This window comes from Neorhizobium sp. LMR1-1-1.1 (assembly GCF_040675795.1).
GTDB classification, from domain to species: domain Bacteria; phylum Pseudomonadota; class Alphaproteobacteria; order Rhizobiales; family Rhizobiaceae; genus Neorhizobium; species Neorhizobium cellulosilyticum.
The window spans coordinates 46,925-71,938 of record NZ_JBEGHE010000002.1 but is presented as its reverse complement, the minus strand read 5'-3'; the positions used below and the strand labels follow the sequence as shown (position 1 = coordinate 71,938).

Below are 25,014 nucleotides of genomic sequence, written 5' to 3'. Positions count from 1 at the left end.
TGTGAAAAGCCCTACTTTCCTCACATTCGAAGAGCAGGTCGCGGTAATAGATTTCGTACGGTCTCCGGTTTCGCGGAGTTGATCCGGTCTCCCTTGCACTGACGCAAACGTCGTGCAAAAGGCCTGTTGGCGTGCGATGGTGCTTTCCGCGCCGAGAGAAAGCTGAACGGTAGCTCAGATATGATCAGACTGATTGGATATTTCTTTGGAATGGCCTGCGTGCTCTTTTTGGGCGTTGCCGCGGCTGCTGCCATCTATTTGACTGGCATGACCAAGGATTTGCCCGACTACGAAGTGCTGGCCTCCTACGAGCCGCCGGTCGCGACGCGCATTCATGCCGGCAACGGCGCGCTGATGTCGGAATATGCGCGCGAACGCCGTCTGTTCCTGCCGATCCAGGCCATACCCGACCGCGTCAAGGCGGCGTTCCTTTCCGCTGAAGACAAGAATTTCTACAACCATCCGGGTGTCGATCCCTTCGGTCTTGCCCGTGCGGTGTTGAACAACCTGCAGAACATCGGCTCGGGCCGTCGCCCCGAAGGCGCCTCGACGATCACCCAGCAGGTGGCAAAGAACTTCCTGCTTTCCGCCGACCAGACGATGGACCGCAAGATCAAGGAAGCGATCCTGTCCTTCCGCATCGAGCAGGCCTATTCCAAGGACAAGATCCTCGAGCTTTATCTCAACGAGATCTTCTTCGGCCTGAACGCCTATGGCATCGCCGGCGCAGCGCTCACCTATTTCGACAAATCTGTGACCGAGCTGACGACGGCGGAAGCCGCCTATCTCGCAGCCCTGCCCAAGGGGCCGAACAACTATCATCCGTTCCGCCACGAACAGGCAGCACTCGAGCGCCGCAACTGGGTTATCGATCGCATGGCCGAGAACGGCTACATCACCCAGGTGGATGCCGACGAAGCCAAGACCCAGCCGCTCGGCGTCAAGCCGCGCCGCGGTTCCGGCAGCGTTATGGCATCGGAGTATTTCTCCGAAGCCGTCCGCCGCCAGCTCATCGAGCGCTATGGCGACAAGGCGCTTTACGAAGGCGGGCTTTCTGTGCGCACCTCGCTCGATCCCGATCTCCAGGTCATAGCCAGCCGCGTGATGCAGAACGCTCTCGTGGATTACGATGAACGCCGAGGCTTCCACGGTGCGCTCGCCTCGATTGAAACCTCTCCGGATTGGGCCCTGTCGCTTGGCAAGCTTCTTTCAGAAAACAAGGTTCCGGAACTGCGCGATGTGCCCGACTGGACGATCGCCGTCGTGCTCAGCGCTTCAGCGCATGACGTGGAAATCGGCCTGGAATCCCAAAACGGCAGCAAGACCGATCCGGAGCGCAAGACCGGTACGATCGCCGCCGACGACATGAAATGGGCCTATCGTGACGCCGCCAACGAGCGCAAGACGGCAAAAGGCCCCGATGGCGTGCTGAAGGCCGGCGACGTCATCTATGTCGAACCGCTGAAAGCTGGCGGCAACGCCTATCGCCTGCGCCAGCCTCCCAAGGTTCAGGGTGGTTTTGTTGCCATGGATCCGAATACGGGCCGCGTTCTGGCCATGGTCGGCGGCTTCTCCTATTCGCAGTCGGAATTCAACCGCGCCACGCAGGCCATGCGTCAGCCCGGTTCCTCCTTCAAGCCGTTCGTCTACGCGGCCGCACTCGATAACGGTTATACTCCGGCATCCGTCGTCCTCGACGCGCCGATTGAAATCGTTTCCGGCAACCAGGTCTGGCGTCCGTCCAACTATGGCGAAGAGGATGGCACCGGCCCGGCAACGCTACGCACCGGTATCGAAAAATCCCGTAACCAGATGACCGTGCGCCTCGCGCAGGACATGGGCATGGATCTCGTGGCCGAATATGCCGAACGCTTCGGCATATACGACAAGATGCAGCCCTATCTGCCGATGGCGCTCGGTTCGGGTGAGACGACCGTCATGCGCATGGTCTCGGCCTATGCTGTCATCGCCAATGGCGGCAAGCAGATCAAGCCGACCGTCATCGACCGCATTCAGGACCGTTACGGCAAGACGATCTTCCGTCATGAGGAACGTGGTTGCGAAGCCTGCAACGCCGGCGGATGGGCAAATCAGGAAGAGCCTGTTCTGGTCGACAATCGCGAGCAGGTCCTCGACCCGATGACCGCCTACCAGATCACCTCGATGATGGAAGGCGTCGTCCAGCGCGGCAGCGCCGCCGGCAAGATCCCGGTCAAGGATCGTTCGGTCGCCGGCAAGACCGGTACTACCAACGATGCGAAGGACACTTGGTTCGTCGGCTTCACGCCGAACATAGTCGCAGGTCTTTATATCGGTTTCGATACGCCGGCTCCGCTTGGAGCCCGTGCGACCGGCGGTGGCCTGGCCGCGCCGATCTTCGGAACGTTCCTGGAGCAGGCGGCAAAGCTCATGCCAGCCGAAAAATTCCAGGTGCCGGATGGCATGAAGTTCATCGCGGTCAACCGCAAGACCGGCATGATGGCCTTTGACGGCGAGCCCGATACGATTGTCGAAGCCTTCAAGCCTGGCACCGGCCCGGCCGATGTCTTCCAGGTCATCGGCGAAGGCGAATACATGACCCAGGAGCAAATTCTGGATTCGTCGCCCCAGGCCCAGCAAGCCATCACCTCCGGTGCCTCGGGTCTCTACTGACCCGGTCTGAGCGCTCGGCGGCCGGGGCGGCCTTTACATCCGGCCCCGGCGCAACTATGTCCCACCGCATCTTAATCCCTCAGAGATCACAGAGAGAGAAGAATACGCCATGCGCGCGGAAATGCTGAATGTTGTCGACGAAATCAAGCAGGCCATAAGCCTGCTGAGGAGGCATCTTTGACTGGGATCAGGCTGTAAGAAGACTGGACTGGTTGAACAACAAGGCAGAGGATCCGACCCTCTGGAACGATGCGCAGGAAGCCCAGAAGCTGATGCGCGAACGCCAGCAGCTCGATGAGAGCATTGGTGGCGTCAGGGCGATGGAGCAGCAGCTTGCCGACAACATCGAGCTCATCGAGCTTGGTGAAGAGGAAGGCGACGACGACATCGTCAAGGATGCCGAAGCTGCCTTGAAGGCGTTGAAGACCGAAGCTGCACGCCGTCAGGTGGAAGCCATGCTTTCCGGCGAGGCGGATGCCAACGACACCTATGTCGAAGTGCATTCCGGCGCTGGCGGCACCGAGAGCCAGGACTGGGCGAACATGCTGCTTCGCATGTATACGCGCTGGGCCGAACGCTCTGGCTATAAGGTCGAGCTTCTCGAAGTGCATGACGGTGAAGAAGCCGGCATCAAGTCCGCGACGATCCTCGTCAAGGGCCACAACGCTTTCGGCTGGATGAAGACGGAATCGGGCGTGCATCGACTTGTCCGTATTTCTCCCTACGATTCGAATGCGCGGCGGCACACGTCCTTCTCGTCGATCTGGGTCTATCCGGTCGTCGATGACTCGATCAACATCGAGATCAACGAAAGCGATTGCCGAATCGATACCTATCGTTCGTCGGGTGCTGGCGGCCAGCACGTCAACACGACTGACTCGGCCGTGCGTATCACCCATATCCCGACCGGTATCGTGGTCGCCTGCCAGCAGGAACGCTCGCAGCACAAGAACCGCGCCAAGGCCTGGGAAATGCTGCGCGCCCGCATGTATGAAGCCGAATTGATGAAGCGTGAAGAGGCAGCCAATGCCGAAGCCGCGTCCAAGAGCGATATCGGCTGGGGTCACCAGATCCGTTCCTACGTTCTGCAGCCCTACCAGTTGGTCAAGGATTTGCGCACCGGCGTTTCCTCGACGGCGCCGGACGATGTGCTAGATGGCGACCTGAACGAATTCATGGAAGCGGCCCTCGCGCACCGTATCAGCGGCAAGCCGGATGTCGATGTCGCCGACGTCGATTGATCCGCTTTCACATAAACGAAAAAAGCCGGGCGAAAGTCCGGCTTTTTTGTTTTTCCTGGGGCGGGTGGCCTCGTCGGCGAACGCCGAGACGAATCATGCCGTTTCAGTTGCTGAACTGCTCCGCCAGAATGCGGTCGGACCAGGAGTGGTCCGGATCGGAGAGAATGCGTGCGGTCAGCTCAGTGGACTGGGCGATGCGCACATGCAGCACCGACTTGACCTCGGCGTTGTCGGCAACCGCGTTGACGGGCCGCTTCTCCGGCTCGAGAATGCTGATGTCGACGCAGACATGATTGGGCAGAAGTGCGCCGCGCCAGCGCCGCGGCCGATAGGGCGAAACCGGCGTCATCGCCAGAAGCGGCGCCTCGAGCGGCAGGATCGGCCCGTGGGCGGATAGATTATAGGCCGTCGACCCCGCAGGTGTGGCGACCATCACCCCGTCGCAGATCAGTTCGTCGAGCCTGACGCGGCTATCGACCTCGACCTTGAGCTTGGCTGCCTGATAGGACTGGCGAAATAGATAGACTTCGTTGATGGCAAGCGCCGTGGAGATCGCGCCCTCCGTATCCGTAGTCGTCATCTTCAGCGGATGAAACTCGTTCTCGACCGCAACAAAAATCCGCTCCGGAAGATTTTCCACCCTGTAGTCGTTCATCAGAAAGCCGACCGACCCGCGGTTCATGCCATAGACGCGCGGCCCCGATGTGATCGTTTCATGCAGGGTCTGTAGCATGAAGCCGTCGCCGCCGAGCGCCACGATGACATCTGCCTCGCCAACCGGCCGATTGCCGTAAAGCCCGACAAGCTCCTTGAGCGCCGCTTGCGCCTCTGCTGCCGGAGACGCGATAAAGGACAACTTCTCGCAATGAATGGGCATGAAAAGGCGGACCTTTGAAACGTTGCCCTGAACGAAGCCCCTTGGGACCGCCCTCAATGGCGTTGGCTAAATTTGTCGATCACCCGGGGATCTAGAGCCTCGGGCGCAGCATTGGTACAGGAAAAGACGGTAGCCCGACAAGCGCTCCGGCCCCCGCCAACCGTCCTTCCCGCTTGAAGATACAGGGCAAATCTCTTCTGCTGCGACGTTTTTGCTTTACAGCAGAATAAAATATGGTAATTCCCGCACCCAGTGGATGCCCTTGTAGCTCAGTTGGTAGAGCACCTGATTTGTAATCAGGGGGTCACGAGTTCGAACCTTGTCGGGGGCACCACTTTTCTCCTCAAATGCTGATAGATCGCACAGCCCATACGTTGGCTGTGAACCCTAAGTGCCGCCGCCACATCGCGCCACGAAATCCGGGTTGGCGAAATCTGCGTATCCGTCGCGCCCCGTCTTGCCGTAAACCAGCGGCTGCCCCGCAAGATCGACAGTAACGCCGCCCGCAGCCCTCAAGACTGCATCGCCTGCTGCCGTGTCCCATTCCATGGTTCGGCCGAAGCGGGGATAGATATCGGCGGCCCCTTCGGCGATCAGGCAGAATTTCAGCGATGATCCGACGGTTCTGATCTCCTTTGCGCCACAGCGATTGAGGAAATCGTCGGTCTGGGCGCAGCGATGGGAGCGGCTTGCCACGGCTATGGTCGGAACTGGCGTCTTGCGGGCTTGCATCGGCTCCCGCCGGGAGATGCGAAACTCTTCGTCGACCCAAATTTTTTCCGCACCATCCGGGCGGCCCACATAGGCGATGCCGAGCGCCGGCGCATAGACGAAGCCGATGACAGGGGCGCCATTCTCGATCAGGGCGATGTTGACGGTGAAATCGGGATGCCCGTTGAGGAATTCCTTCGTTCCGTCGAGCGGATCGACAAGAATGAAGGCCTTGCCGGCAATATCCGGGATGCGGCCCGCTGCAGCCTGTTCTTCCGCAACGATCGGGATGCCGGCGCAGCTTTTATGGAGTTCCGACAGGATGACGGCCTCTGCCTGCTCGTCGGCTTCGGTTACCGGTGAGGCGTCGGCCTTGTAGCGCGCATGCGCTCCGGCCCGGTGAATGGCAAGAATCGGCCGGCCGGCTTCAAGCGCGGCCTTTTCAAAGACGGCGGCTATCGATTTCCACGATGAGGATTTGGGTTGGCTGATCGTCATGATCACATCCCATGCCACGATTTTGCGGGCGAGGGGAGTCTTGAGCAGGCTATTTGCCTGCGGTCGCTGACCGCGTCACTGTTCTATCAGGGCTGCCGAAAATGACTGGCGGGTTTACTGCGGCTGCCGATTCGCGCGACGTGCCATGCCGAACCCGAGAGGCATGAAGATCGATCGGCCGATTTCCAGTCCGATCAGGCCGAGCAGTTGGAAAAGCCGCGCCAAGAGATCCCTGAGACGGGGACGTTGGCTCTCACGCGCCAAAACTGACGGCTGGCTTGCGGCGACCGCAACGAGTTCAGGCTGATGGGTTTCGTTCTGTATGGCGGTGGCATGCCTGTCGACGGTGGCCGTTGCGCGCTTTCGTATCAGCTCGGCCAACCCTAATGCGGGCCTTGTTTTTTCCTCCGGCCGCGGAGTGAAATCCCACCGGTCGCCCAAAAAAGTTTCCGGTTCGATCCGATAACCCGCCTCGAGCGCGGCTTCGATGAAGTTGACGCGGGCAAGCACCGCATCAGCCTTGCCCACCAACACATCGCGGCAGCATAACACCGCCGCGATATGAGTTTCCGTCCGTTTCGTCGGCCAGGCACCGATCAGCATCAGCGCCGCATCGAGCGTGCCGGTGACGATCACCGTTCCCGGCCGGCCATACATCTCGATCACGACGGGACTTTTCCATGCTCCTGTTTCCATGCGCATCTCCTCAACTTAATATTAGGAAGTGATCACGGAAGGCTTGCGCGAGGATGGATTTATCAGCGCTGCCTAATGTTTCAGTGCAGGCGGCTATGCCTTCGTCAGATGCAGACGCGTTGCATAAAGCGCGATTGCCGCAGCGTTGGAGACATTGAGCGACTTGATCGCGCCGGGCATGTCCAGGCGAGCAAGTGCAGAAACCGTTTCCCGCGTCTTCTGCCGAATGCCCTTGCCTTCGGATCCGAGCACCAGGGCGACCTTGTCGCCGGAAAGCGTTTCTTCCAGCGGTGCCGGTCCTTCCGAATCAAGGCCGATCGTCGAAAAACCGAGCTTGTGCAGCTCGTTCAGTGCGTCGGCGAGATTGGTGATCTGGATGTAGGGGATCAGTTCGAGCGCGCCTGATGCGGATTTGGCAAGCACACCGGATTCCGTCGGGCTATGTCTCTGGGTGGTGATGACTGCGCCGGCACCGAATGCCACGGCAGAGCGCATGATCGCGCCGACATTGTGCGGATCGGTCACCTGGTCGAGCACGAGAAGGAGAGGGCTCTCTTTAAGCGCATCGAGCCGGCGAACCGGCAGCGGCCGTGTCTCCAGCATCACGCCCTGGTGGATCGCCTCGGGGCCGAGCACCTTGTCGATATCCTGAGGCGATACGAACTCCACAGGGAAGGGCTGGGCGGTAGAATCACCGATATCCAGACGGACGAAGGCGTTCTGGGTGACGGTAAGCTTGATCAGCTTGCGCTCGGGATTGTGGAGCGCTGCCCGCACCGTATGCAGGCCATAAAGGAAGACCTGATCCTGCTGCAGCTGCGGTGGTTTCCAGTCCTTGTTGGACTTCGGGCGTCTCTGTTGCTGCGGCGTCGGAATTTCGCCGCTCTCGCGCTTCTGGTCGCGCACTGCACGGCGCAGCGTCGCGTAATGGGTGTCGCGGGGGGATTTGTCTTTGGGGTCTTTTGTGCTCATGCCGCTTTATATAGGCGCGCATCTGTCCGGCAAAGCCTTTCCACAGGGGGCTCGGTGGACAACGTAATTTTTTCGTCATTTTTTCAATAAGGTCGTGTTGACAGACGGAAACGAGGCGGTCATATAGCCGCCACAGACGACGGGGCGACACGCTACCGGGTCTGACGAACTTGGTCTCATGATCCAGACGGAATACTGGAGGGATGCCCGAGTGGTTAAAGGGGACGGACTGTAAATCCGTTGGCTCAGCCTACGTTGGTTCAAATCCAACTCCCTCCACCATTCTGTCACCGGATCGGAACCAAACATACCGCGGGTATAGCTCAATGGTAGAGCAGCAGCCTTCCAAGCTGAATACGCGGGTTCGATTCCCGCTACCCGCTCCATTTCACGCTTGAAGACATTTTTGCATGAGTATCCGTAAATCGGGCATTTTGCTTTGATTTCTCGGCATTTCGGCAGCGATTCTGCGCCCGCGCCCTTGTACTCCGGCGCGCCGTAATTATGTCTTGCGCATTCTAGTGGAAAGCCTTAAACGGCTGCACCAAACCCGGTTCCGGGTCCACCTCTATGTTCACAGGAAGCATTCAATGGCAAAGAGCAAGTTTGAGCGCAATAAGCCTCACGTCAACATCGGCACGATCGGTCACGTTGACCACGGCAAGACGTCTTTGACGGCTGCGATCACGAAGTTTTTCGGTGAATTCAAGGCGTATGACCAGATCGACGCAGCACCGGAAGAGAAGGCCCGTGGTATCACCATTTCGACGGCACACGTTGAATATGAGACCCCGAACCGTCACTACGCTCACGTTGACTGCCCCGGCCACGCCGACTACGTCAAGAACATGATCACCGGTGCCGCACAGATGGACGGCGCGATCCTGGTTTGCTCGGCAGCCGACGGCCCGATGCCGCAGACCCGCGAGCACATCCTGCTTGCTCGTCAGGTTGGCGTTCCGGCCCTGGTGGTGTTCCTCAACAAGGTCGACCAGGTTGACGACGAAGAACTGCTCGAGCTCGTCGAGCTCGAAGTTCGTGAACTGCTGTCGTCCTACGACTTCCCGGGTGACGACGTTCCGGTCATCAAGGGTTCTGCTCTTGCTGCTCTTGAAGATTCGAACAAGAAGATCGGCGAAGACGCCGTTCGCGAACTGATGGCAGCTGTCGACGCCTACATCCCGACGCCTGAGCGTCCGATCGACCAGCCGTTCCTGATGCCGATCGAAGACGTGTTCTCGATCTCGGGTCGTGGTACGGTCGTGACCGGTCGCGTTGAGCGCGGCATCGTCAAGGTTGGTGAAGAAGTCGAAATCGTCGGCATCCGCGCCACCTCGAAGACGACGGTTACCGGCGTTGAAATGTTCCGCAAGCTGCTCGATCAGGGCCAGGCCGGCGACAACATCGGCGCACTGGTTCGCGGCGTTGACCGTAACGGCGTTGAGCGTGGCCAGATTCTGTGCAAGCCGGGCTCTGTCAAGCCGCACAAGAAGTTCATGGCTGAAGCCTACATCCTGACGAAGGAAGAAGGCGGCCGTCATACGCCGTTCTTCACCAACTACCGTCCGCAGTTCTACTTCCGCACGACGGACGTGACCGGTATCGTTTCTCTGCCGGAAGGCACGGAAATGGTTATGCCTGGCGACAACGTCACGGTTGCTGTTGAACTGATCGTTCCGATCGCGATGGAAGAAAAGCTGCGCTTCGCTATCCGCGAAGGCGGCCGTACCGTCGGCGCAGGCATCGTCGCTTCGATCATCGAGTAATCGATAATCATCTGAATTGAGAAAGGCCTCGCTGGAAACAGCGAGGCCTTTTTTTCGTTCGGTATTGTAGACGTTGAAAAGCGTTCATCCCGAAACGCGATATGTGCACGCCGGGCGCGGATAAAAGGTATTGAAAAGCTAGCGGGGCTGCTCCGGAAAAAGCTCTCGCTCGTAACGGAAAACGCCCCGGTCTCTCTGTTTGCGCAGGCTCTCCGGCAGCCTCTCGTCGGGCTCAAGCAGCCGCGAAGCGACATTGTCCGCTCCCGTGTTGAGCGCATCGCGCCCGATAAAGCCGCCGCGAACCTGCGTGGTGGCGGATAGCGCGCGCATGAAGGCGTCGAACAGATCCGGATCGGGCAGGGGTGGTCGCCTCCAGAAATCGGCAAGGGCTGCTTGAGATGTGAGACCGTCGACATCGTAGATCGCAGCGCCGAGTGCGATAACCGGACGGTTAAAAGCGAGTGCCGTGAGCCCCACTGTGGAGTTGACGGTGACGACGCCCGCCGATCGCTCGATCAGGCTGTCGGTATTCCCCCCATCGGCCACGAAGACCCGGTCACCTACATTCAGTCGCGAGGCGGCGTCGCCAATCCGTTGGGGCCAGCGTGAAAGACCATTGTCGATCGGGTGGACCTTGAACAGGAGCCGGGTTTCTTCGGGAGCATATCTGGCGAAAGACGCAATCACGGCCTCGACGATTGCAGATAAGTCACTGCCCGGTGAATGCTTGATTATCTGGTAGTCACCGGGCAATTGCAGCGGAAACAGAAAGAAACGGGCGTCCGTACCAGTCGCTAGCCGGGTAGATGCTGCGATAGCCTGTTCAGCCTGTCTTCGTCTTTTGCTGGCGAATAGTCCCTTCCAGATCCAGCCGCTATATTCGATGACGGGGTGGGCCGCGCCATGGGTTCTGTAGTGGCGGTGGAGGATAGGGCCGACCAGCACATTGGGAACATGATAGGCGAGATCGTAAAGCGCGTAGGTCAGGAAGCTTGATCGGAACAGGCCGCCGCGCGCCACGGGCGGCACGCCGTCGGCCAGAACCCTGATCGCCTCCGGTTCCTGCGGAAAACGCGAATGAGCCGACATGCCGTCCGGCTCGACCGTCAACCAGTCCGGCCGCAGATAGCCATGCTCGACAATATGTATCCTGACGCCCAGAGCCTGGCCGATTTCAGCGGCAGCCGCGTGATAATCACGGCCGTCACCGAGCATGACGATGTCTGTCACTGAGTGGTGATGTGTGAATGCCTCAAGGTAATCGGGCCACTCGCTCTTTTCTCCGCGAAAGAAGGCGCCTCTTTTCGGCCACCAGAAAACCATATCGCCAAGGCAGAAATTGATGCGCAAAACGCGCGCGCCATTAGCTTCCAGCCTGTCCGCGACAAGTCGGAAAAACGGCGACGCGGGGCCTTGAAGGAAAAGAAAGGTGCGGTTCTTCATGTCACAGTGCTTACGTGAAATTAACAGGCTGAAACCGTATTTGCATTGACGGCGGTATGGGTTTGGTGAGAATTCCAGCAACCTAACGACGAATAGCTGAATCTCACTGCTTTGTGTGGCCGATTTCTCGGTACCTCGAAGTTTAGAAGGCATTGATCGCGTATGACCAAAGTTCTCTTTCTGCAAGGTCCTCCGTCGGTTTTCTGGCGCGAGCTCTCCCAAGGGTTCGAAGCCAGGGGCGTGGAGACGAGGAGAGTGAACTTCTCCTTCGGTGATCAGGTCTACTGGTTCAAGCGCGGAGCGATCAACTACCGCGGAACTTTGAAGGCATGGCCGCGCTATCTTGCAGCGCTTCTGAAGCGGGAAGGCATCACCGACATTCTTTATTATGCGGATCGGTTGCCATATCACCGGCTTGCCGCGCGTGTCGCGCGGCGCCTTGGTGTGCGCTGTCACGCCGTGGAATTCGGTTATCTCCGACCTGACTGGATCACGCTTGAGCGTGACGGTATGGGGCGTTTCTCTCATTTTCCGAACGATCCGGACCGTATTCGCCAGATCGCCGCTAAGGTGGCCGATCCGGATTTGAAGAACCGCTATCCGCATACATTCGGGCAGGAGGCGACCAACGAGGTAATCTATAATCTGGTCGCCTATTTCGGCCGGATGATGTTTCCCTTTTATCGCTCCGACAAATATTACGACCCGTTGTTCGACTACCTATCCTGGCTGCCGCGCATGTTCCGTGAGAGGCACGATTTGCCGGAGGGGTATTTCGACGACAAGCTGAAGCGCAACTATCTGCTCGCGCTCCAACTCCAGAGCGATTACCAGATCAGGGCGAATTCGCCCTATAGGCATATTTCGCAGATGCTGGATCAGGTCATGCAGTCGTTTGCGCGTCATGCGCCTGAAAACGGCCGGTTGATCATCAAGCAGCATCCGCTCGATAATGATCTTGAGAACTGGCGCAAGGTCGTTGCTGAACTTGCCGCGAAATATCGGATCGAAAATCGTGTCGCCTTTATCGAAAAAGGCAATCTTGCGGAAATCCTGCGCGAGTGCCACGGTTCCATCGTGGTCAATTCCACGACAGGTCTTCACAGTCTGCGGGCAGACGTCCCTACCATCGTCTTGGGTGCTGCTGTCTTCGATATACCCGGACTGACGCATCAGGGTGGACTGGATGTATTCTGGCGGAATCCCGAGCGAATCGACCGAAGCCTTCTGGCTTGCTTCATCAAGGCGCTGGCCGGTGCGATCCAGATAAAGGGTAATTTCTATCATTCCGAAGGTCGCAAGCTCGGTATTTCGACAATCGTCGATCGAGTGATAGGGCAACTCGTGAATGAGCCGGATGCCTATGTCGCGCAGCCGCCTCGTTTGGCGTGGAAGCGCCTGCCGCTTACCAATGAGCGCAAGGGGGTGACTGCTGTTTTGCCGGGGGCGATGGATATTGCCGGCAGCGATATTCTCGGCGGCGCCGAGCCCGCTTTCGCGACGGTTCGTGCTGTAGATGCGGGCGATCGGCGCGGCGATGCATATTGAACATGTCGGAAACGAAAAAACATACTTGCCAAGTGGGGCAACGCACCGTAAAGGGAGCGCCTAGCTTAAAGACGACGCGGAATCGAATGTGATTTTTGCAGTCGGATAGGGCGAAGGGGTATAGCTCAGTTGGTAGAGCGGCGGTCTCCAAAACCGCAGGTCGTCGGTTCAAGCCCGGCTGCCCCTGCCACTCAATAAAGCTCGTTAGGCTGGGTGATTGATCCGCCGGAGCTGTGCCGAGTGGATCGGCGAAATTTAATCGAACATTGTTTTTCCTCTTGTGCAAAGGGGAGGCGGTGTTTATGTAGGGAAAAACAGACACGCGGCGCGTGGGGCTGAGCGAGTTCGGCTTTACGTGCCGTAATTGCGTGGAAAATCGATGGCATCCAAAACCAATCCGGTCACGTTCTTTAAGCAGGTTCGTTCCGAAGGTCTGAAAATCACTTGGCCGTCCCGCCGCGAGACTGCGATCTCTACGGCTATGGTTCTGGTTATGGTTGTCTTTGCTGCCCTGTTTTTCTTCGCGGCGGATCAGTTGATGGGCTGGCTTTTGCGCCTGATCCTGAACGTCAGCGTTTAAAACTGGAGAGTGAAGATGGCGGCACGCTGGTATATCGTCCACGCATATTCGAACTTCGAGAAGAAGGTCGCAGACGACATCGAGAACAAGGCTCGCCAGAAGGGGCTTGAGCATCTGTTCGAAAGGATTCTCGTTCCGACTGAAAAGGTGACGGAAGTGCGTCGCGGCCGCAAGGTCGACAGCGAGCGCAAGTTCTTCCCGGGTTACGTCCTTGTTCGCGCAAACCTGACGGATGAGGCCTATCACCTGATCAAGAATACGCCCAAGGTTACGGGCTTCCTCGGTTCCGACAATAAGCCGGTTCCGATCCCGGATTTCGAAGCCGAGCGTATCCTCGGTCAGGTCCAGGAAGGCGTAGAGCGTCCGAAGTCCTCGATCTCGTTCGAGATTGGCGAGCAGGTTCGTGTTTCGGATGGTCCTTTCGCATCGTTCAACGGTGTCGTTCAGGATGTCGACGAGGAGCGTGCGCGCCTCAAGGTCGAAGTATCGATCTTCGGTCGCGCAACCCCGGTCGAGCTGGAATACGCTCAGGTCGAGAAGGTCTGATTTCAAGTTGGGGCCCGCATGTCGGGCCTCGTGCGGTGTACGCCGCAAACCGCGTGGAAGGTGAGGAGTCTTAGCCGGGCTCCAATGATCCGAACCACGCAACCGCAGCCGCCGGAGAAATCCGGCAAGTTGGGTCGGGAAACCGCCCCGTTAGTGAAAGGCAGAGAGATATGGCTAAGAAAGTAGCAGGCCAGCTCAAGCTTCAGGTCAAGGCAGGATCGGCAAACCCGTCCCCGCCAATCGGCCCGGCGCTTGGTCAGCGTGGCATCAACATCATGGAATTCTGCAAGGCGTTCAATGCCGCCACGCAGGAAATGGAAAAGGGTATGCCGATCCCGGTCGTCATCACCTATTACCAGGACAAGTCCTTTACCTTCGTCATGAAGCAGCCGCCGGTTTCTTACTGGCTGAAGAAGGAAGCGAAGATCACCTCCGGTTCCAAGACGCCTGGTAAGGGCGGCAAGGCCGGTACTCTCACCAAGGCTCAGATCAAGTCGATCGCCGAAGCCAAGATGAAGGATCTCAACGCTGCCGATATCGAAGGCGCAATGGCCATGATCGAGGGTTCTGCCCGCGCCATGGGTCTGGAAGTGGTGGCTTAATATGGCAAAGCTTGCAAAGCGTATTCAGAAGATCCGCGAAGGCGTTGATCCGACCAAGCTCGTAGCCCTTTCCGACGCCATTTCGATGGTCAAGGAACGCGCAACCGCCAAGTTCGACGAGACCGTTGAAATCGCAATGAACCTCGGCGTTGACCCGCGCCATGCCGACCAGATGGTTCGTGGCGTTGTCAACCTGCCGAACGGCACCGGCCGCGACGTTCGGGTTGCCGTCTTCGCACGTGGCGCCAAGGCTGACGAAGCCAAGGCTGCAGGCGCAGACATCGTTGGCGCAGAAGACCTGCTGGAAATCGTCCAGGGCGGCAAGATCGACTTCGATCGTTGCATTGCAACCCCGGACATGATGCCGCTCGTCGGTCGCCTCGGTAAGGTTCTCGGCCCGCGTGGCATGATGCCGAACCCGAAGGTTGGTACGGTTACGATGGACGTCACGGGTGCCGTCAAGGCTTCCAAGGGTGGCGCTGTTGAATTCCGCGTCGAAAAGGCCGGTATCGTTCACGCTGGCATCGGCAAGGCTTCCTTCGACGCCAAGGCGCTCGAAGAAAACATCAAGGCCTTCGCTGACGCCGTCATCAAGGCAAAGCCGGCTGGCGCGAAGGGTAACTACGTCAAGCGCGTAGCGATCTCCTCGACCATGGGTCCAGGCGTCAAGATCGACCCGTCGTCGGTTACTGCTGCTTAATGACTGAAATTCCGAAGCTCAGAGTTTTCTCTAGGCTTCGGTCGCATGAATTCCCAACCCTGAAGGGCCAATCCTGAGGGGGAGGGGATTTCCGGAGAAATCCGGAATTCCTGTCCGAGATTGCGGGTGGCTGAAATCCTTGTTGATGATGCCTTAATCGAATGACCTGCATGAGACGGGTAAGAACCCAGAATTTGGAAGTGCGTATAGCGCTTTGATATTCGGTTCGAGCCTAGTGTGCCTTGTGCCTGAAGCCTTTGGTTTCAGTGCGGGGGGACAGGATCCTCAACCGCCGCTTACGGTCTCTCCGGAGATCGTCTGAGGCAAAGGCAACCCGGTGGGACTTGCAGGATTGCGGTCCTACCAACTGGAGACAGACAGTGGAAAGAGCGGAAAAGCGCGAATTTGTCACGGAGCTGAACGAAGTCTTCAAGGCTTCTGGTTCGGTTGTCGTGGCCCACTATGCTGGTGTCACAGTCGCACAGATGAACGATTTTCGTTCGAAGATGCGCGCTGCTGGCGGCACCGTCAAAGTCGCGAAGAACCGTCTGGCCAAGATCGCTCTTCAGGGCACGGAATCCGAATCGATGTCTGACCTGTTCAAGGGTCAGACGCTCATCGCTTACAGCGATGATCCGATTACGGCTCCGAAGGTCGTCATGGATTTCGCCAAGACCAACGACAAAATCGTTGTTCTCGGTGGTGCCATGGGCGCGACCTCGCTGAATGCGGATGCAGTCAAGTCGCTTGCGACCCTGCCTTCGCTCGACGAACTGCGTGCAAAGCTGGTGGGTATGATTCAGACCCCGGCAACCCGCATCGCAGGCGTCGTACAGGCACCGGCAAGTCAGCTTGCTCGCGTGTTTGCAGCCTATGCCAAGAAGGACGAAGCCGCGTAAGGCGGAACTTCGCTGTTTATTTAAAACCAGTTCGAACCGAACAGAAGGAACTACAAAATGGCTGATCTCGCAAAGATCGTTGAAGACCTCTCGGCCCTGACCGTCCTGGAAGCTGCTGAGCTTTCCAAGCTTCTCGAAGAAAAGTGGGGCGTTTCCGCTGCTGCTCCGGTAGCAGTTGCTGCTGCTGGCGGCGCTGGCGCACCGGCTGCTGCTGAAGAAGAAAAGACCGAGTTCGACGTTATCCTGGTTGACGCTGGCGCCAACAAGATCAACGTCATCAAGGAAGTCCGCGCCATCACCGGTCTCGGCCTCAAGGAAGCCAAGGACCTGGTCGAAGGCGCTCCGAAGGCTGTCAAGGAAGCTGTTTCCAAGGCTGAAGCCGCTGACCTCAAGAAGAAGCTTGAAGAAGCCGGCGCTAAGGTCGACGTCAAGTAATACTGGAATGTGGCGGGGGAGAGCCTATCTCTCTCCCGTCCGTTTCTTTTCGAACTTATTACCCAGGATCCGTATGAAAACGGGTCCTGGGTAATGGGTTCTCAAGAGGATGGTCCCCACCGAAGTGCTAGGCAATCCGGCTTAGGGTTTCGGCAAGCGGGACGAGATTGAGAAACCATGTTCGATGGTATATCGGTTGGCCTCCGATAGCCGTCCGTTGCAGGCCCGGATGCAATTTTGAAGGAGCGACGATGGCTCAGCAGACCCTTTCGTTTAATGGTCGCAGGCGCGTACGCAAGTTTTTTGGTAAGATCCCCGAAGTCACGGAAATGCCGAACCTCATCGAGGTTCAGAAGGCATCCTATGACCAATTCCTGATGGTAGAAGAGCCCAAGGGCGGCCGTCCGGACGAAGGCCTGAATGCGGTCTTTAAGTCCGTCTTCCCGATCACGGATTTCTCCGGCGCTTCGATGCTCGAGTTCGTTTCCTACGAATTCGACCCGCCGAAGTTCGACGTCGAGGAATGCCGTCAGCGCGACCTGACCTACGCAGCTCCCCTTAAGGTGACGCTGCGCCTCATCGTATTCGATATTGACGAGGATACGGGCGCGAAGTCCATCAAGGACATCAAGGAACAGTCTGTCTACATGGGCGACATGCCGCTCATGACGGATAACGGTACGTTCATCGTCAACGGCACCGAACGCGTTATCGTGTCCCAGATGCACCGTTCGCCGGGCGTCTTCTTCGACCACGACAAGGGCAAGAGCCATTCTTCCGGCAAGCTGCTCTTCGCGGCTCGCGTCATCCCGTATCGCGGTTCCTGGCTCGATATCGAATTCGACGCCAAGGACATCGTTTTTGCCCGTATCGACCGTCGCCGCAAGATCCCGGTATCTTCGCTGCTGATGGCACTCGGCATGGACGGCGAAGAAATCCTGTCGACCTTCTACACGAAGTCGAACTATGAGCGTTCCGGCGACGGCTGGCGCATTCCGTTCCAGGCCGAGACGCTCAAGGGCGCCAAGGCTCTGTCGGAAATGGTCGACGCCGATACTGGCGAAGTCGTCGTTGAAGCCGGCAAGAAGCTGACCCCGCGTCTGCTCCGTCAGCTGACCGAAAAGGGCCTCAAGGCCTTGAAGGCCACCGACGAAGACCTTTACGGCAACTACCTCGCTGAAGACATCGTCAACTACTCGACCGGTGAGATCTATCTCGAAGCCGGCGACGAAATCGACGAGAAGACTCTGCCGATCATCCTCGAAGCTGGCTTCGACGAGATCCCGGTTCTCGGCATCGATCACATCAATATCGGCGCCTACATCCGCAACACGCTTGCGGCTGACAAGAACGAGAACCGTCAGGACGCTCTGTTCGACATCTACCGCGTCATGCGTCCGGGTGAGCCGCCGACCATGGAATCCGCGGAAGCCATGTTCAACTCGCTGTTCTTCGACGCAGAGCGCTACGACCTCTCGGCCGTTGGTCGCGTCAAGATGAACATGCGTCTCGACCTGCAGGTCGAAGATACCGTTCGCGTTCTGCGCAAGGACGACATCCTGGCCGTGGTCAAGATGCTGGTCGAGCTGCGTGACGGCAAGGGCGAAATCGACGACATCGACAACCTCGGCAACCGCCGTGTTCGTTCGGTCGGCGAGCTGATGGAAAACCAGTACCGTCTCGGCCTGCTCCGTATGGAGCGCGCGATCAAGGAACGCATGTCGTCGATCGAGATCGACACCGTCATGCCGCAGGACCTGATCAACGCCAAGCCGGCTGCTGCTGCCGTTCGCGAATTCTTCGGCTCCTCGCAGCTGTCGCAGTTCATGGACCAGGTGAACCCGCTTTCGGAAATCACCCACAAGCGCCGTCTTTCGGCTCTTGGACCGGGTGGTCTGACCCGCGAGCGCGCAGGCTTCGAAGTCCGCGACGTTCATCCGACCCACTACGGCCGTATTTGCCCGATCGAAACGCCGGAAGGCCCGAACATCGGTCTGATCAACTCGCTGGCAACCTTCGCCCGCGTCAACAAGTACGGCTTCATCGAATCGCCGTACCGCAAGATCGTTGACGGCGTCGTCACCAAGGACGTGATCTACCTCTCCGCCATGGAAGAGGCCAAGTATTACGTGGCTCAGGCCAATTCCGAGCTGACGGCTGAAGGCGCTTTCGTTGAAGAGTTCGTGGTTTGCCGTCATGCTGGCGAAGTCATGCTGTCTCCGCGCGACACCATCAACCTGATGGACGTTTCGCCGAAGCAGCTGGTTTCGGTTGCCGCCGCTCTGATCCCGTTCCTCGAAAACGACGACGCCAACCGCGCTCTCATGGGCTCGAACATGCAGCGTCAGGCCGTTCCGCTGGTTCGCGCCGAAGCTCCGTTCGTCGGCACCGGCATGGAACCGGTCGTTGCCCGTGACTCCGGTGCGGCGATCGCTGCCCGTCGTGGCGGCGTGGTCGACCAGGTCGATGCGACGCGTATCGTTATCCGCGCCACGGAAGATCTCGATGCCGGCAAGTCCGGTGTTGACATTTACCGCCTGCAGAAGTTCCAGCGCTCCAACCAGAACACCTGCGTCAACCAGCGTCCGCTGGTCGCCGTCGGCGACGTTCTGAACCGCGGTGACATCATCGCTGACGGTCCGTCCACGGATCTCGGTGACTTGGCACTCGGCCGCAACGCGCTCGTCGCGTTCATGCCTTGGAACGGCTACAACTACGAAGACTCGATCCTGATGTCGGAACGCATCGTCGCTGACGACGTGTTCACCTCCATCCACATCGAAGAATTCGAAGTTGCTGCCCGCGACACGAAGCTTGGTCCGGAAGAAATCACGCGTGACATTCCGAACGTTTCGGAAGAAGCGCTGAAGAATCTCGACGAAGCCGGTATCGTCTACATCGGTGCGGAAGTTGCTCCTGGCGACATCCTCGTCGGCAAGATCACGCCGAAGGGCGAAAGCCCGATGACGCCGGAAGAAAAGCTTCTGCGCGCCATCTTCGGTGAAAAGGCTTCCGACGTCCGCGACACGTCCATGCGCATGCCTCCGGGCACGTTCGGCACGATCGTCGAAGTTCGCGTCTTCAATCGTCACGGCGTCGAGAAGGACGAACGTGCGATGGCGATCGAGCGTGAGGAAATCGAACGCCTCGCCAAGGACCGCGACGACGAACAGGCGATCCTCGACCGTAACGTCTACAGCCGTCTGGTCGACATGCTGCGTGGCCAGATGTCCGTTGCCGGCCCGAAGGGCTTCAAGAAGGGCGTCGAACTTTCCAACGCAGTCGTTTCCGAATATCCCCGCTCGCAGTGGTGGATGTTCGCAGTCGAAGACGAGAAGGTTCAGGGCGAGATCGAAGCTCTGCGCGGCCAGTACGATGAGTCCAAGTCGCTGCTTGAGCATCGCTTCATGGACAAGGTCGAAAAGGTCCAGCGGGGCGACGAAATGCCTCCGGGCGTCATGAAGATGGTCAAGGTCTTCGTCGCTGTGAAGCGCAAGATCCAGCCGGGCGACAAGATGGCCGGCCGTCACGGTAACAAGGGCGTTGTCTCGCGTATCGTGCCTGTCGAAGACATGCCGTTCCTTGAAGACGGAACGCACGTCGACATCTGCTTGAACCCGCTCGGTGTTCCGTCGCGTATGAACGTCGGTCAGATCCTCGAAACCCACCTTGCCTGGGCTTGCGCCGGCATGGGTAAGAAGATCGGCGAGATGCTCGACGAGTATCGCAAGACCATGGACATCAGCAACCTGAAGACTGTCCTGACGGACGTGTACTCCAGTGAGGCGAAGGACGAAGTGGCACACTTCGACGACGACGCGCTCGTCAAGCTTGCCGAACAGTCCCGCAAGGGCGTCTCCATCGCAACACCGGTCTTCGACGGTGCGCATGAGCCGGACGTTGCTGCGATGCTGAAGAAGGCAGGCCTGCACGAAAGCGGTCAGTCGGTTCTGTACGATGGTCGTACCGGCGAGCCCTTCGACCGTAAGGTCACCGTCGGCTACATGTACATGATCAAGCTGAACCACCTCGTGGACGACAAGATCCACGCGCGTTCGATCGGTCCGTACTCGCTCGTCACCCAGCAGCCGCTCGGTGGTAAGGCGCAGTTCGGCGGCCAGCGCTTCGGGGAAATGGAAGTCTGGGCTCTGGAAGCCTATGGCGCAGCCTACACCCTGCAGGAAATGCTGACCGTGAAGTCGGACGACGTGGCCGGCCGTACCAAGGTCTACGAGGCGATCGTCCGTGGCGACGACACGTTCGAGGCGGGCATTCCGGAGAGCTTCAACGTTCTCGTCAAGGAAATGCGCTCGCTCGGTCTGTCGGTCGAGCTGGAAAACTCGAAAGTCGAGTTGCCAGCCGAAGGTCAGCTGCCGGACGCAGCCGAATAATCGTCAAGGAGGCGCGCGCTGTCTGCGCGCGCCGCTCCCTGCACCGGTTCCCGCCGGGTGTCGGGGAAAGTTTTGCCGCATTTTGCGGCTAGCACCGTACTGACGTGACAGACCATCCATCGCGGGAAACAGGATGGTACCGTCGCAAGCCGAGGGCTCTTTGCCCCAAAGGAGATAGGCATGAACCAAGAGGTCATGAACCTTTTCAATCCGCAGATGCCTGCGCAACACTTTGACTCGATCCGTATTTCGATCGCGTCGCCCGAGAAGATTCTCTCCTGGTCCTATGGCGAAATCAAAAAGCCGGAGACCATCAACTACCGTACGTTCAAGCCGGAACGTGACGGTCTTTTCTGCGCGCGTATCTTCGGTCCCATCAAGGACTACGAATGCCTGTGCGGCAAGTACAAGCGCATGAAGTACAAGGGCATCATCTGCGAAAAGTGCGGCGTCGAAGTTACGCTGTCGCGCGTTCGCCGTGAGCGCATGGGCCATATCGAGCTCGCCGCTCCGGTCGCCCATATCTGGTTCCTGAAGTCGCTTCCTTCGCGCATCTCGACCCTGCTCGACATGACGCTGAAGGATGTCGAACGCGTTCTCTATTTCGAGAACTACATCGTCACCGAGCCGGGCCTGACCGCTCTCAAGGAGAACCAGCTTCTCTCCGAAGAAGAGTATATGCTCGCCATCGACGAATATGGTGAAGACCAGTTCACGGCGATGATCGGCGCGGAAGCCATCTACGAGATGCTCGCTTCGATGAACCTCGAAAAGATCGCCGGCGACCTGCGTGCGGAACTTGCTGAGACGACTTCTGAACTGAAGCAGAAGAAGTTCATGAAGCGCCTGAAGATCGTCGAGAACTTCATCGAATCCGGCAACCGCCCGGAATGGATGATCATGAAGGTCGTTCCGGTCATCCCGCCGGACCTGCGTCCGCTGGTTCCGCTTGATGGCGGCCGTTTCGCGACGTCCGACCTCAACGATCTGTACCGCCGCGTCATCAACCGTAACAACCGTCTGAAGCGCCTGATCGAACTGCGAGCTCCGGGCATCATCATCCGTAACGAAAAGCGCATGCTGCAGGAATCTGTAGACGCGCTGTTCGACAACGGCCGCCGTGGCCGCGTCATCACCGGCGCCAACAAGCGTCCGCTGAAGTCGCTGTCCGACATGCTCAAGGGCAAGCAGGGCCGCTTCCGTCAGAACCTTCTCGGCAAGCGCGTCGACTATTCCGGTCGTTCGGTCATCGTGACTGGTCCGGAACTGAAGCTGCACCAGTGCGGCCTGCCGAAGAAGATGGCGCTCGAACTGTTCAAGCCGTTCATCTACGCCCGTCTTGACGCCAAGGGCTTCTCGTCCACCGTCAAGCAGGCCAAGAAGCTGGTTGAAAAGGAAAAGCCGGAAGTCTGGGATATCCTCGACGAGGTTATCCGCGAGCATCCGGTTCTCTTGAACCGCGCACCGACGCTGCACCGCCTGGGCATCCAGGCCTTCGAACCGACCCTAGTCGAAGGCAAGGCAATTCAGCTGCATCCGCTCGTCTGCACGGCCTTCAACGCCGACTTCGACGGTGACCAGATGGCTGTTCACGTGCCGCTGTCGCTCGAAGCTCAGCTCGAAGCCCGCGTCCTGATGATGTCGACGAACAACATCCTGCATCCGGCAAACGGTGCACCGATCATCGTTCCGTCGCAGGACATGGTTCTCGGCCTGTATTACCTGTCGATCATGAACGAGCGCGAGCCGGGCGAAGGCATGGCCTTCTCCGACATGGGCGAACTGCACCATGCGCTGGAAAACAAGGTCGTCACGCTGCATTCGAAGATCAAGGGTCGTTTCAAGACCATGGATGCCGACGGCAAGTTGGTTTCCAAGATCTATGACACGACGCCTGGCCGTCTGATCATTGGCGAGCTTCTGCCGAAGAACGTCAACGTGCCGTTCGAGACCTGCAACCAGGAAATGACCAAGAAGAACATCTCCAAGATGATCGACACGGTCTACCGTCATTGCGGTCAGAAGGACACGGTCATATTCTGCGACCGGATCATGCAGCTCGGCTTTACCCATGCTTGCCGCGCCGGCATTTCGTTCGGCAAGGACGACATGATCATCCCGGATTCCAAGGAGAAGATCGTCGGTGATACCGAGGCTCTCGTTAAGGAATACGAGCAGCAGTACAATGACGGCCTGATCACTCAGGGCGAAAAGTACAACAAGGTCGTCGACGCCTGGGGCAAGGCAACCGAAAAGGTCGCCGAAGACATGATGGCCCGCATTAAGGCTGTCGAATTCGACGCCGAGACCGGTCGCCAGAAGCCGATGAACGCGATCTACATGATGTCCCACTCGGGTGCCCGTGGTTCTCCGAACCAGATGCGCCAGCTGGGCGGCATGCGCGGCCTGATGGCGAAGCCGTCGGGTGAAATCATCGAGACCCCGATCATCTCGAACTTCAAGGAAGGCCTGACCGTTAACGAGTACTTCAACTCGACCCACGGTGCCCGTAAGGGTCTGGCAGACACCGCCTTGAAGACGGCAAACTCCGGTTACCTGACTCGTCGTCTCGTCGACGTGGCCCAGGACTGCATCGTCAACCTCGTGGATTGCGGCACTGAAAACGGCCTCACCATGACCGCCATCGTCGATGCTGGTCAGGTTGTTGCTTCGATCGGCGCTCGCGTTCTCGGACGTACGGCACTCGACAACATCGACCACCCGGTAACGGGCGATCGTATCGTCGATGCCGGCAAGATGATCCTTGAGCCGGATGTCATCGAAATCGAGAAGGCTGGCATCCAGTCGATCCGCATTCGCTCCGCACTGACCTGCGAAGTTCAGACGGGCGTCTGCTCGGTCTGCTACGGGCGTGACCTTGCTCGCGGTACGCCGGTCAATATGGGCGAAGCAGTCGGCGTTATCGCTGCTCAGTCCATCGGCGAGCCGGGCACGCAGCTGACCATGCGTACGTTCCACCTTGGTGGTACGGCAAACGTGGTCGACCAGTCGTTCCTGGAAGCATCGTATGAAGGTACGATCCTGATCAAGAACCGCAACATGCTGCGGAACTCGGAAAACGTTCTCGTCGCGATGGGCCGTAACATGGCCATCACCATTCTCGACGAACGTGGTGTCGAGCGTTCCTCGCAGCGCGTCGCGTACGGTTCTAAGATCCATGTCGATGACGGCGACAAGGTTCGTCGCGGTCAGCGTCTGGCAGAGTGGGATCCGTATACACGCCCTATGATGACGGAAGTCGCCGGTACGGTTCAGTTCGAAGATGTCGTCGACGGTATCTCGGTTCTGGAATCGACCGACGAATCCACCGGCATCACCAAGCGTCAGGTTATCGACTGGCGTTCGACGCCGCGCGGTGCGGATCTGAAGCCGGCAATCGTCATCAAGGACGCTTCCGGTGCGATCATGAAGCTGTCGCGTGGTGGTGAGGCCCGTTTCAACCTGTCGGTTGAAGCAATCCTCTCCGTCGAACCGGGCCAGAAGATCGCCCAGGGCGACGTGCTTGCACGTATCCCGATGGAAAGCGCCAAGACCAAGGACATCACCGGTGGTCTGCCGCGCGTCGCAGAACTGTTCGAAGCACGCCGTCCGAAGGACCACGCTATCATCGCTGAAATCGATGGTACGATCCGCCTCGGCCGCGACTACAAGAACAAGCGTCGCGTCATGATCGAACCGGCGGAAGATGGTGTCGAACCGGTCGAATACCTGATCCCGAAGGGCAAGCCCTTCCATCTTCAGGATGGCGACTATATCGAAAAGGGTGACTACATCCTCGACGGCAATCCTGCGCCGCACGACATTCTGGCGATCAAGGGCGTGGAAGCACTCGCTTCCTACCTCGTGAACGAAATCCAGGAAGTCTACCGCCTGCAGGGCGTTGTCATCAACGACAAGCACATCGAAGTCATCGTTCGTCAGATGCTTCAGAAGGTCGAAATCACCGATGCCGGCGACAGCCAGTACATCGTCGGTGATAACGTCGACCGCATCGAGCTTGAAGATGCCAACGACGCGCTGATCGAAGAAGGCAAGAAGCCTGCCTATGGCGAGCCGGTTCTGCTCGGCATCACCAAGGCATCGCTGCAGACGCCGTCCTTCATCTCGGCTGCATCCTTCCAGGAAACCACCAAGGTTCTCACGGAAGCTGCAATCGCCGGCAAGATCGACACGCTGCAGGGCCTGAAGGAAAACGTCATCGTCGGCCGCCTGATCCCGGCTGGTACAGGTGGTACCATGACCCAGATCCGTCGTATCGCAACCACGCGCGACGACTTGATCCTAGACGAGCGCAAGAAGGGCACTGGTGCAGACTCGGCAACGCCGATGCTGCAGAACCTGAACCCGGAGAAAACGCCTGCCGAATAAGGCAGACGAGGGGGATTTTCTTCCGTTTTCGCGACGCATTCAAAAACGCCCGGAGTAATCCGGGCGTT

The 25,014-nt window shown here is 58.5% G+C and carries 17 protein-coding genes and 4 tRNA genes; 16 read left to right on the top strand and 5 right to left on the bottom strand.

The genetic code is table 11. The features are described 5' to 3' along the window. Positions 1-180 precede the first annotated feature (180 nt). Both MRBLMR1_RS08180 and prfB read left to right on the top strand, forming a co-directional pair. Positions 181-2,652, top strand: a complete 2,472-nt coding sequence (locus tag MRBLMR1_RS08180; protein WP_500064062.1) for a penicillin-binding protein 1A — start codon at positions 181-183, stop codon at positions 2,650-2,652. Positions 2,653-2,761: 109 nt separating this feature from the next. Further along, positions 2,762-3,893 (top strand): peptide chain release factor 2 gene (gene prfB / locus MRBLMR1_RS08175; RefSeq protein WP_500064061.1). Its coding sequence is split into 2 segments (ribosomal slippage): positions 2,762-2,830 and positions 2,832-3,893, totalling 1,131 coding nucleotides; the frame shifts between segments, so codons are not numbered across the junction. 103 nt (positions 3,894-3,996) lie between these two features. On the opposite strand, the gene MRBLMR1_RS08170 is transcribed toward prfB, so the two are convergent. Beyond that, the gene (locus MRBLMR1_RS08170) at positions 3,997-4,770 is read right to left on the bottom strand and encodes an NAD kinase (RefSeq protein ID WP_500064060.1); all 774 of its coding nucleotides are present in this window, start codon (positions 4,768-4,770) and stop codon (positions 3,997-3,999) included. A 258-nt stretch (positions 4,771-5,028) separates the two neighbouring features. Here MRBLMR1_RS08170 and MRBLMR1_RS08165 point away from each other — a divergent pair. Beyond that, positions 5,029-5,104: transfer RNA gene (locus tag MRBLMR1_RS08165), tRNA-Thr, on the top strand. A 53-nt stretch (positions 5,105-5,157) separates the two neighbouring features. Here the strand turns inward: MRBLMR1_RS08165 and cysQ are convergent. From cysQ to rlmB, 3 genes are all read right to left on the bottom strand, one after another. After that, positions 5,158-5,979, bottom strand: coding sequence for a 3'(2'),5'-bisphosphate nucleotidase CysQ (gene cysQ, locus MRBLMR1_RS08160; protein ID WP_500064059.1), 822 nt, complete (start codon positions 5,977-5,979; stop codon positions 5,158-5,160). 114 nt (positions 5,980-6,093) lie between these two features. Then, complete coding sequence (locus MRBLMR1_RS08155; protein WP_183685047.1) at positions 6,094-6,675, bottom strand: DUF982 domain-containing protein; 582 nt, start codon at positions 6,673-6,675, stop codon at positions 6,094-6,096. A 93-nt stretch (positions 6,676-6,768) separates the two neighbouring features. Beyond that, positions 6,769-7,647: a 23S rRNA (guanosine(2251)-2'-O)-methyltransferase RlmB gene (gene rlmB / locus MRBLMR1_RS08150; RefSeq protein ID WP_500064058.1), complete on the bottom strand. Its 879-nt coding sequence runs from the start codon at positions 7,645-7,647 to the stop codon at positions 6,769-6,771. Positions 7,648-7,844: 197 nt separating this feature from the next. Here rlmB and MRBLMR1_RS08145 point away from each other — a divergent pair. The 3 genes from MRBLMR1_RS08145 to tuf all read left to right on the top strand — a co-directional run bounded on the left by MRBLMR1_RS08145 (position 7,845) and on the right by tuf (position 9,413). Beyond that, a tRNA-Tyr gene (locus MRBLMR1_RS08145) sits at positions 7,845-7,929 on the top strand. A gap of 30 nt (positions 7,930-7,959) precedes the next feature. Beyond that, positions 7,960-8,033: transfer RNA gene (locus MRBLMR1_RS08140), tRNA-Gly, on the top strand. Positions 8,034-8,237: 204 nt separating this feature from the next. After that, positions 8,238-9,413, top strand: a complete 1,176-nt coding sequence (gene tuf, locus MRBLMR1_RS08135) for an elongation factor Tu (RefSeq protein ID WP_148145303.1) — start codon at positions 8,238-8,240, stop codon at positions 9,411-9,413. Positions 9,414-9,551: 138 nt separating this feature from the next. Here the strand turns inward: tuf and MRBLMR1_RS08130 are convergent, their stop codons facing one another. Beyond that, entirely contained in the window at positions 9,552-10,856 is a 1,305-nt protein-coding gene (locus tag MRBLMR1_RS08130) for a capsule polysaccharide biogenesis protein (protein WP_500064057.1), read from the bottom strand. A gap of 255 nt (positions 10,857-11,111) precedes the next feature. On the opposite strand from MRBLMR1_RS08130, the gene MRBLMR1_RS08125 reads away from it, so the two are divergent. The 10 genes from MRBLMR1_RS08125 to rpoC all read left to right on the top strand — a co-directional run bounded on the left by MRBLMR1_RS08125 (position 11,112) and on the right by rpoC (position 24,946). Beyond that, entirely contained in the window at positions 11,112-12,404 is a 1,293-nt protein-coding gene (locus MRBLMR1_RS08125) for a capsule polysaccharide biogenesis protein (protein ID WP_500064056.1), read from the top strand. Positions 12,405-12,518: 114 nt separating this feature from the next. Beyond that, positions 12,519-12,594: transfer RNA gene (locus MRBLMR1_RS08120), tRNA-Trp, on the top strand. A gap of 189 nt (positions 12,595-12,783) precedes the next feature. Beyond that, the gene (secE, locus tag MRBLMR1_RS08115) at positions 12,784-12,984 is read left to right on the top strand and encodes a preprotein translocase subunit SecE (protein ID WP_112459118.1); all 201 of its coding nucleotides are present in this window, start codon (positions 12,784-12,786) and stop codon (positions 12,982-12,984) included. Positions 12,985-12,999: 15 nt separating this feature from the next. After that, entirely contained in the window at positions 13,000-13,530 is a 531-nt protein-coding gene (nusG, locus tag MRBLMR1_RS08110; protein WP_148148081.1) for a transcription termination/antitermination protein NusG, read from the top strand. A 170-nt stretch (positions 13,531-13,700) separates the two neighbouring features. Continuing rightward, positions 13,701-14,132: a 50S ribosomal protein L11 gene (rplK, locus tag MRBLMR1_RS08105; RefSeq protein WP_112459116.1), complete on the top strand. Its 432-nt coding sequence runs from the start codon at positions 13,701-13,703 to the stop codon at positions 14,130-14,132. 1 nt (position 14,133) lies between these two features. Beyond that, the gene (gene rplA / locus MRBLMR1_RS08100; protein WP_148148080.1) at positions 14,134-14,832 is read left to right on the top strand and encodes a 50S ribosomal protein L1; all 699 of its coding nucleotides are present in this window, start codon (positions 14,134-14,136) and stop codon (positions 14,830-14,832) included. A gap of 380 nt (positions 14,833-15,212) precedes the next feature. Further along, the gene (gene rplJ / locus MRBLMR1_RS08095) at positions 15,213-15,731 is read left to right on the top strand and encodes a 50S ribosomal protein L10 (protein ID WP_148148079.1); all 519 of its coding nucleotides are present in this window, start codon (positions 15,213-15,215) and stop codon (positions 15,729-15,731) included. A 57-nt stretch (positions 15,732-15,788) separates the two neighbouring features. Beyond that, positions 15,789-16,166, top strand: a complete 378-nt coding sequence (gene rplL / locus MRBLMR1_RS08090; RefSeq protein ID WP_148148078.1) for a 50S ribosomal protein L7/L12 — start codon at positions 15,789-15,791, stop codon at positions 16,164-16,166. A gap of 251 nt (positions 16,167-16,417) precedes the next feature. Next, positions 16,418-20,557, top strand: a complete 4,140-nt coding sequence (gene rpoB / locus MRBLMR1_RS08085; protein ID WP_148148077.1) for a DNA-directed RNA polymerase subunit beta — start codon at positions 16,418-16,420, stop codon at positions 20,555-20,557. Between the two features lie 180 nt (positions 20,558-20,737). After that, on the top strand, positions 20,738-24,946 hold the full coding sequence (gene rpoC / locus MRBLMR1_RS08080) for a DNA-directed RNA polymerase subunit beta' (RefSeq protein ID WP_148148076.1): 4,209 nt from the start codon (positions 20,738-20,740) through the stop codon (positions 24,944-24,946). The last annotated feature ends 68 nt before the right edge of the window (positions 24,947-25,014 follow it).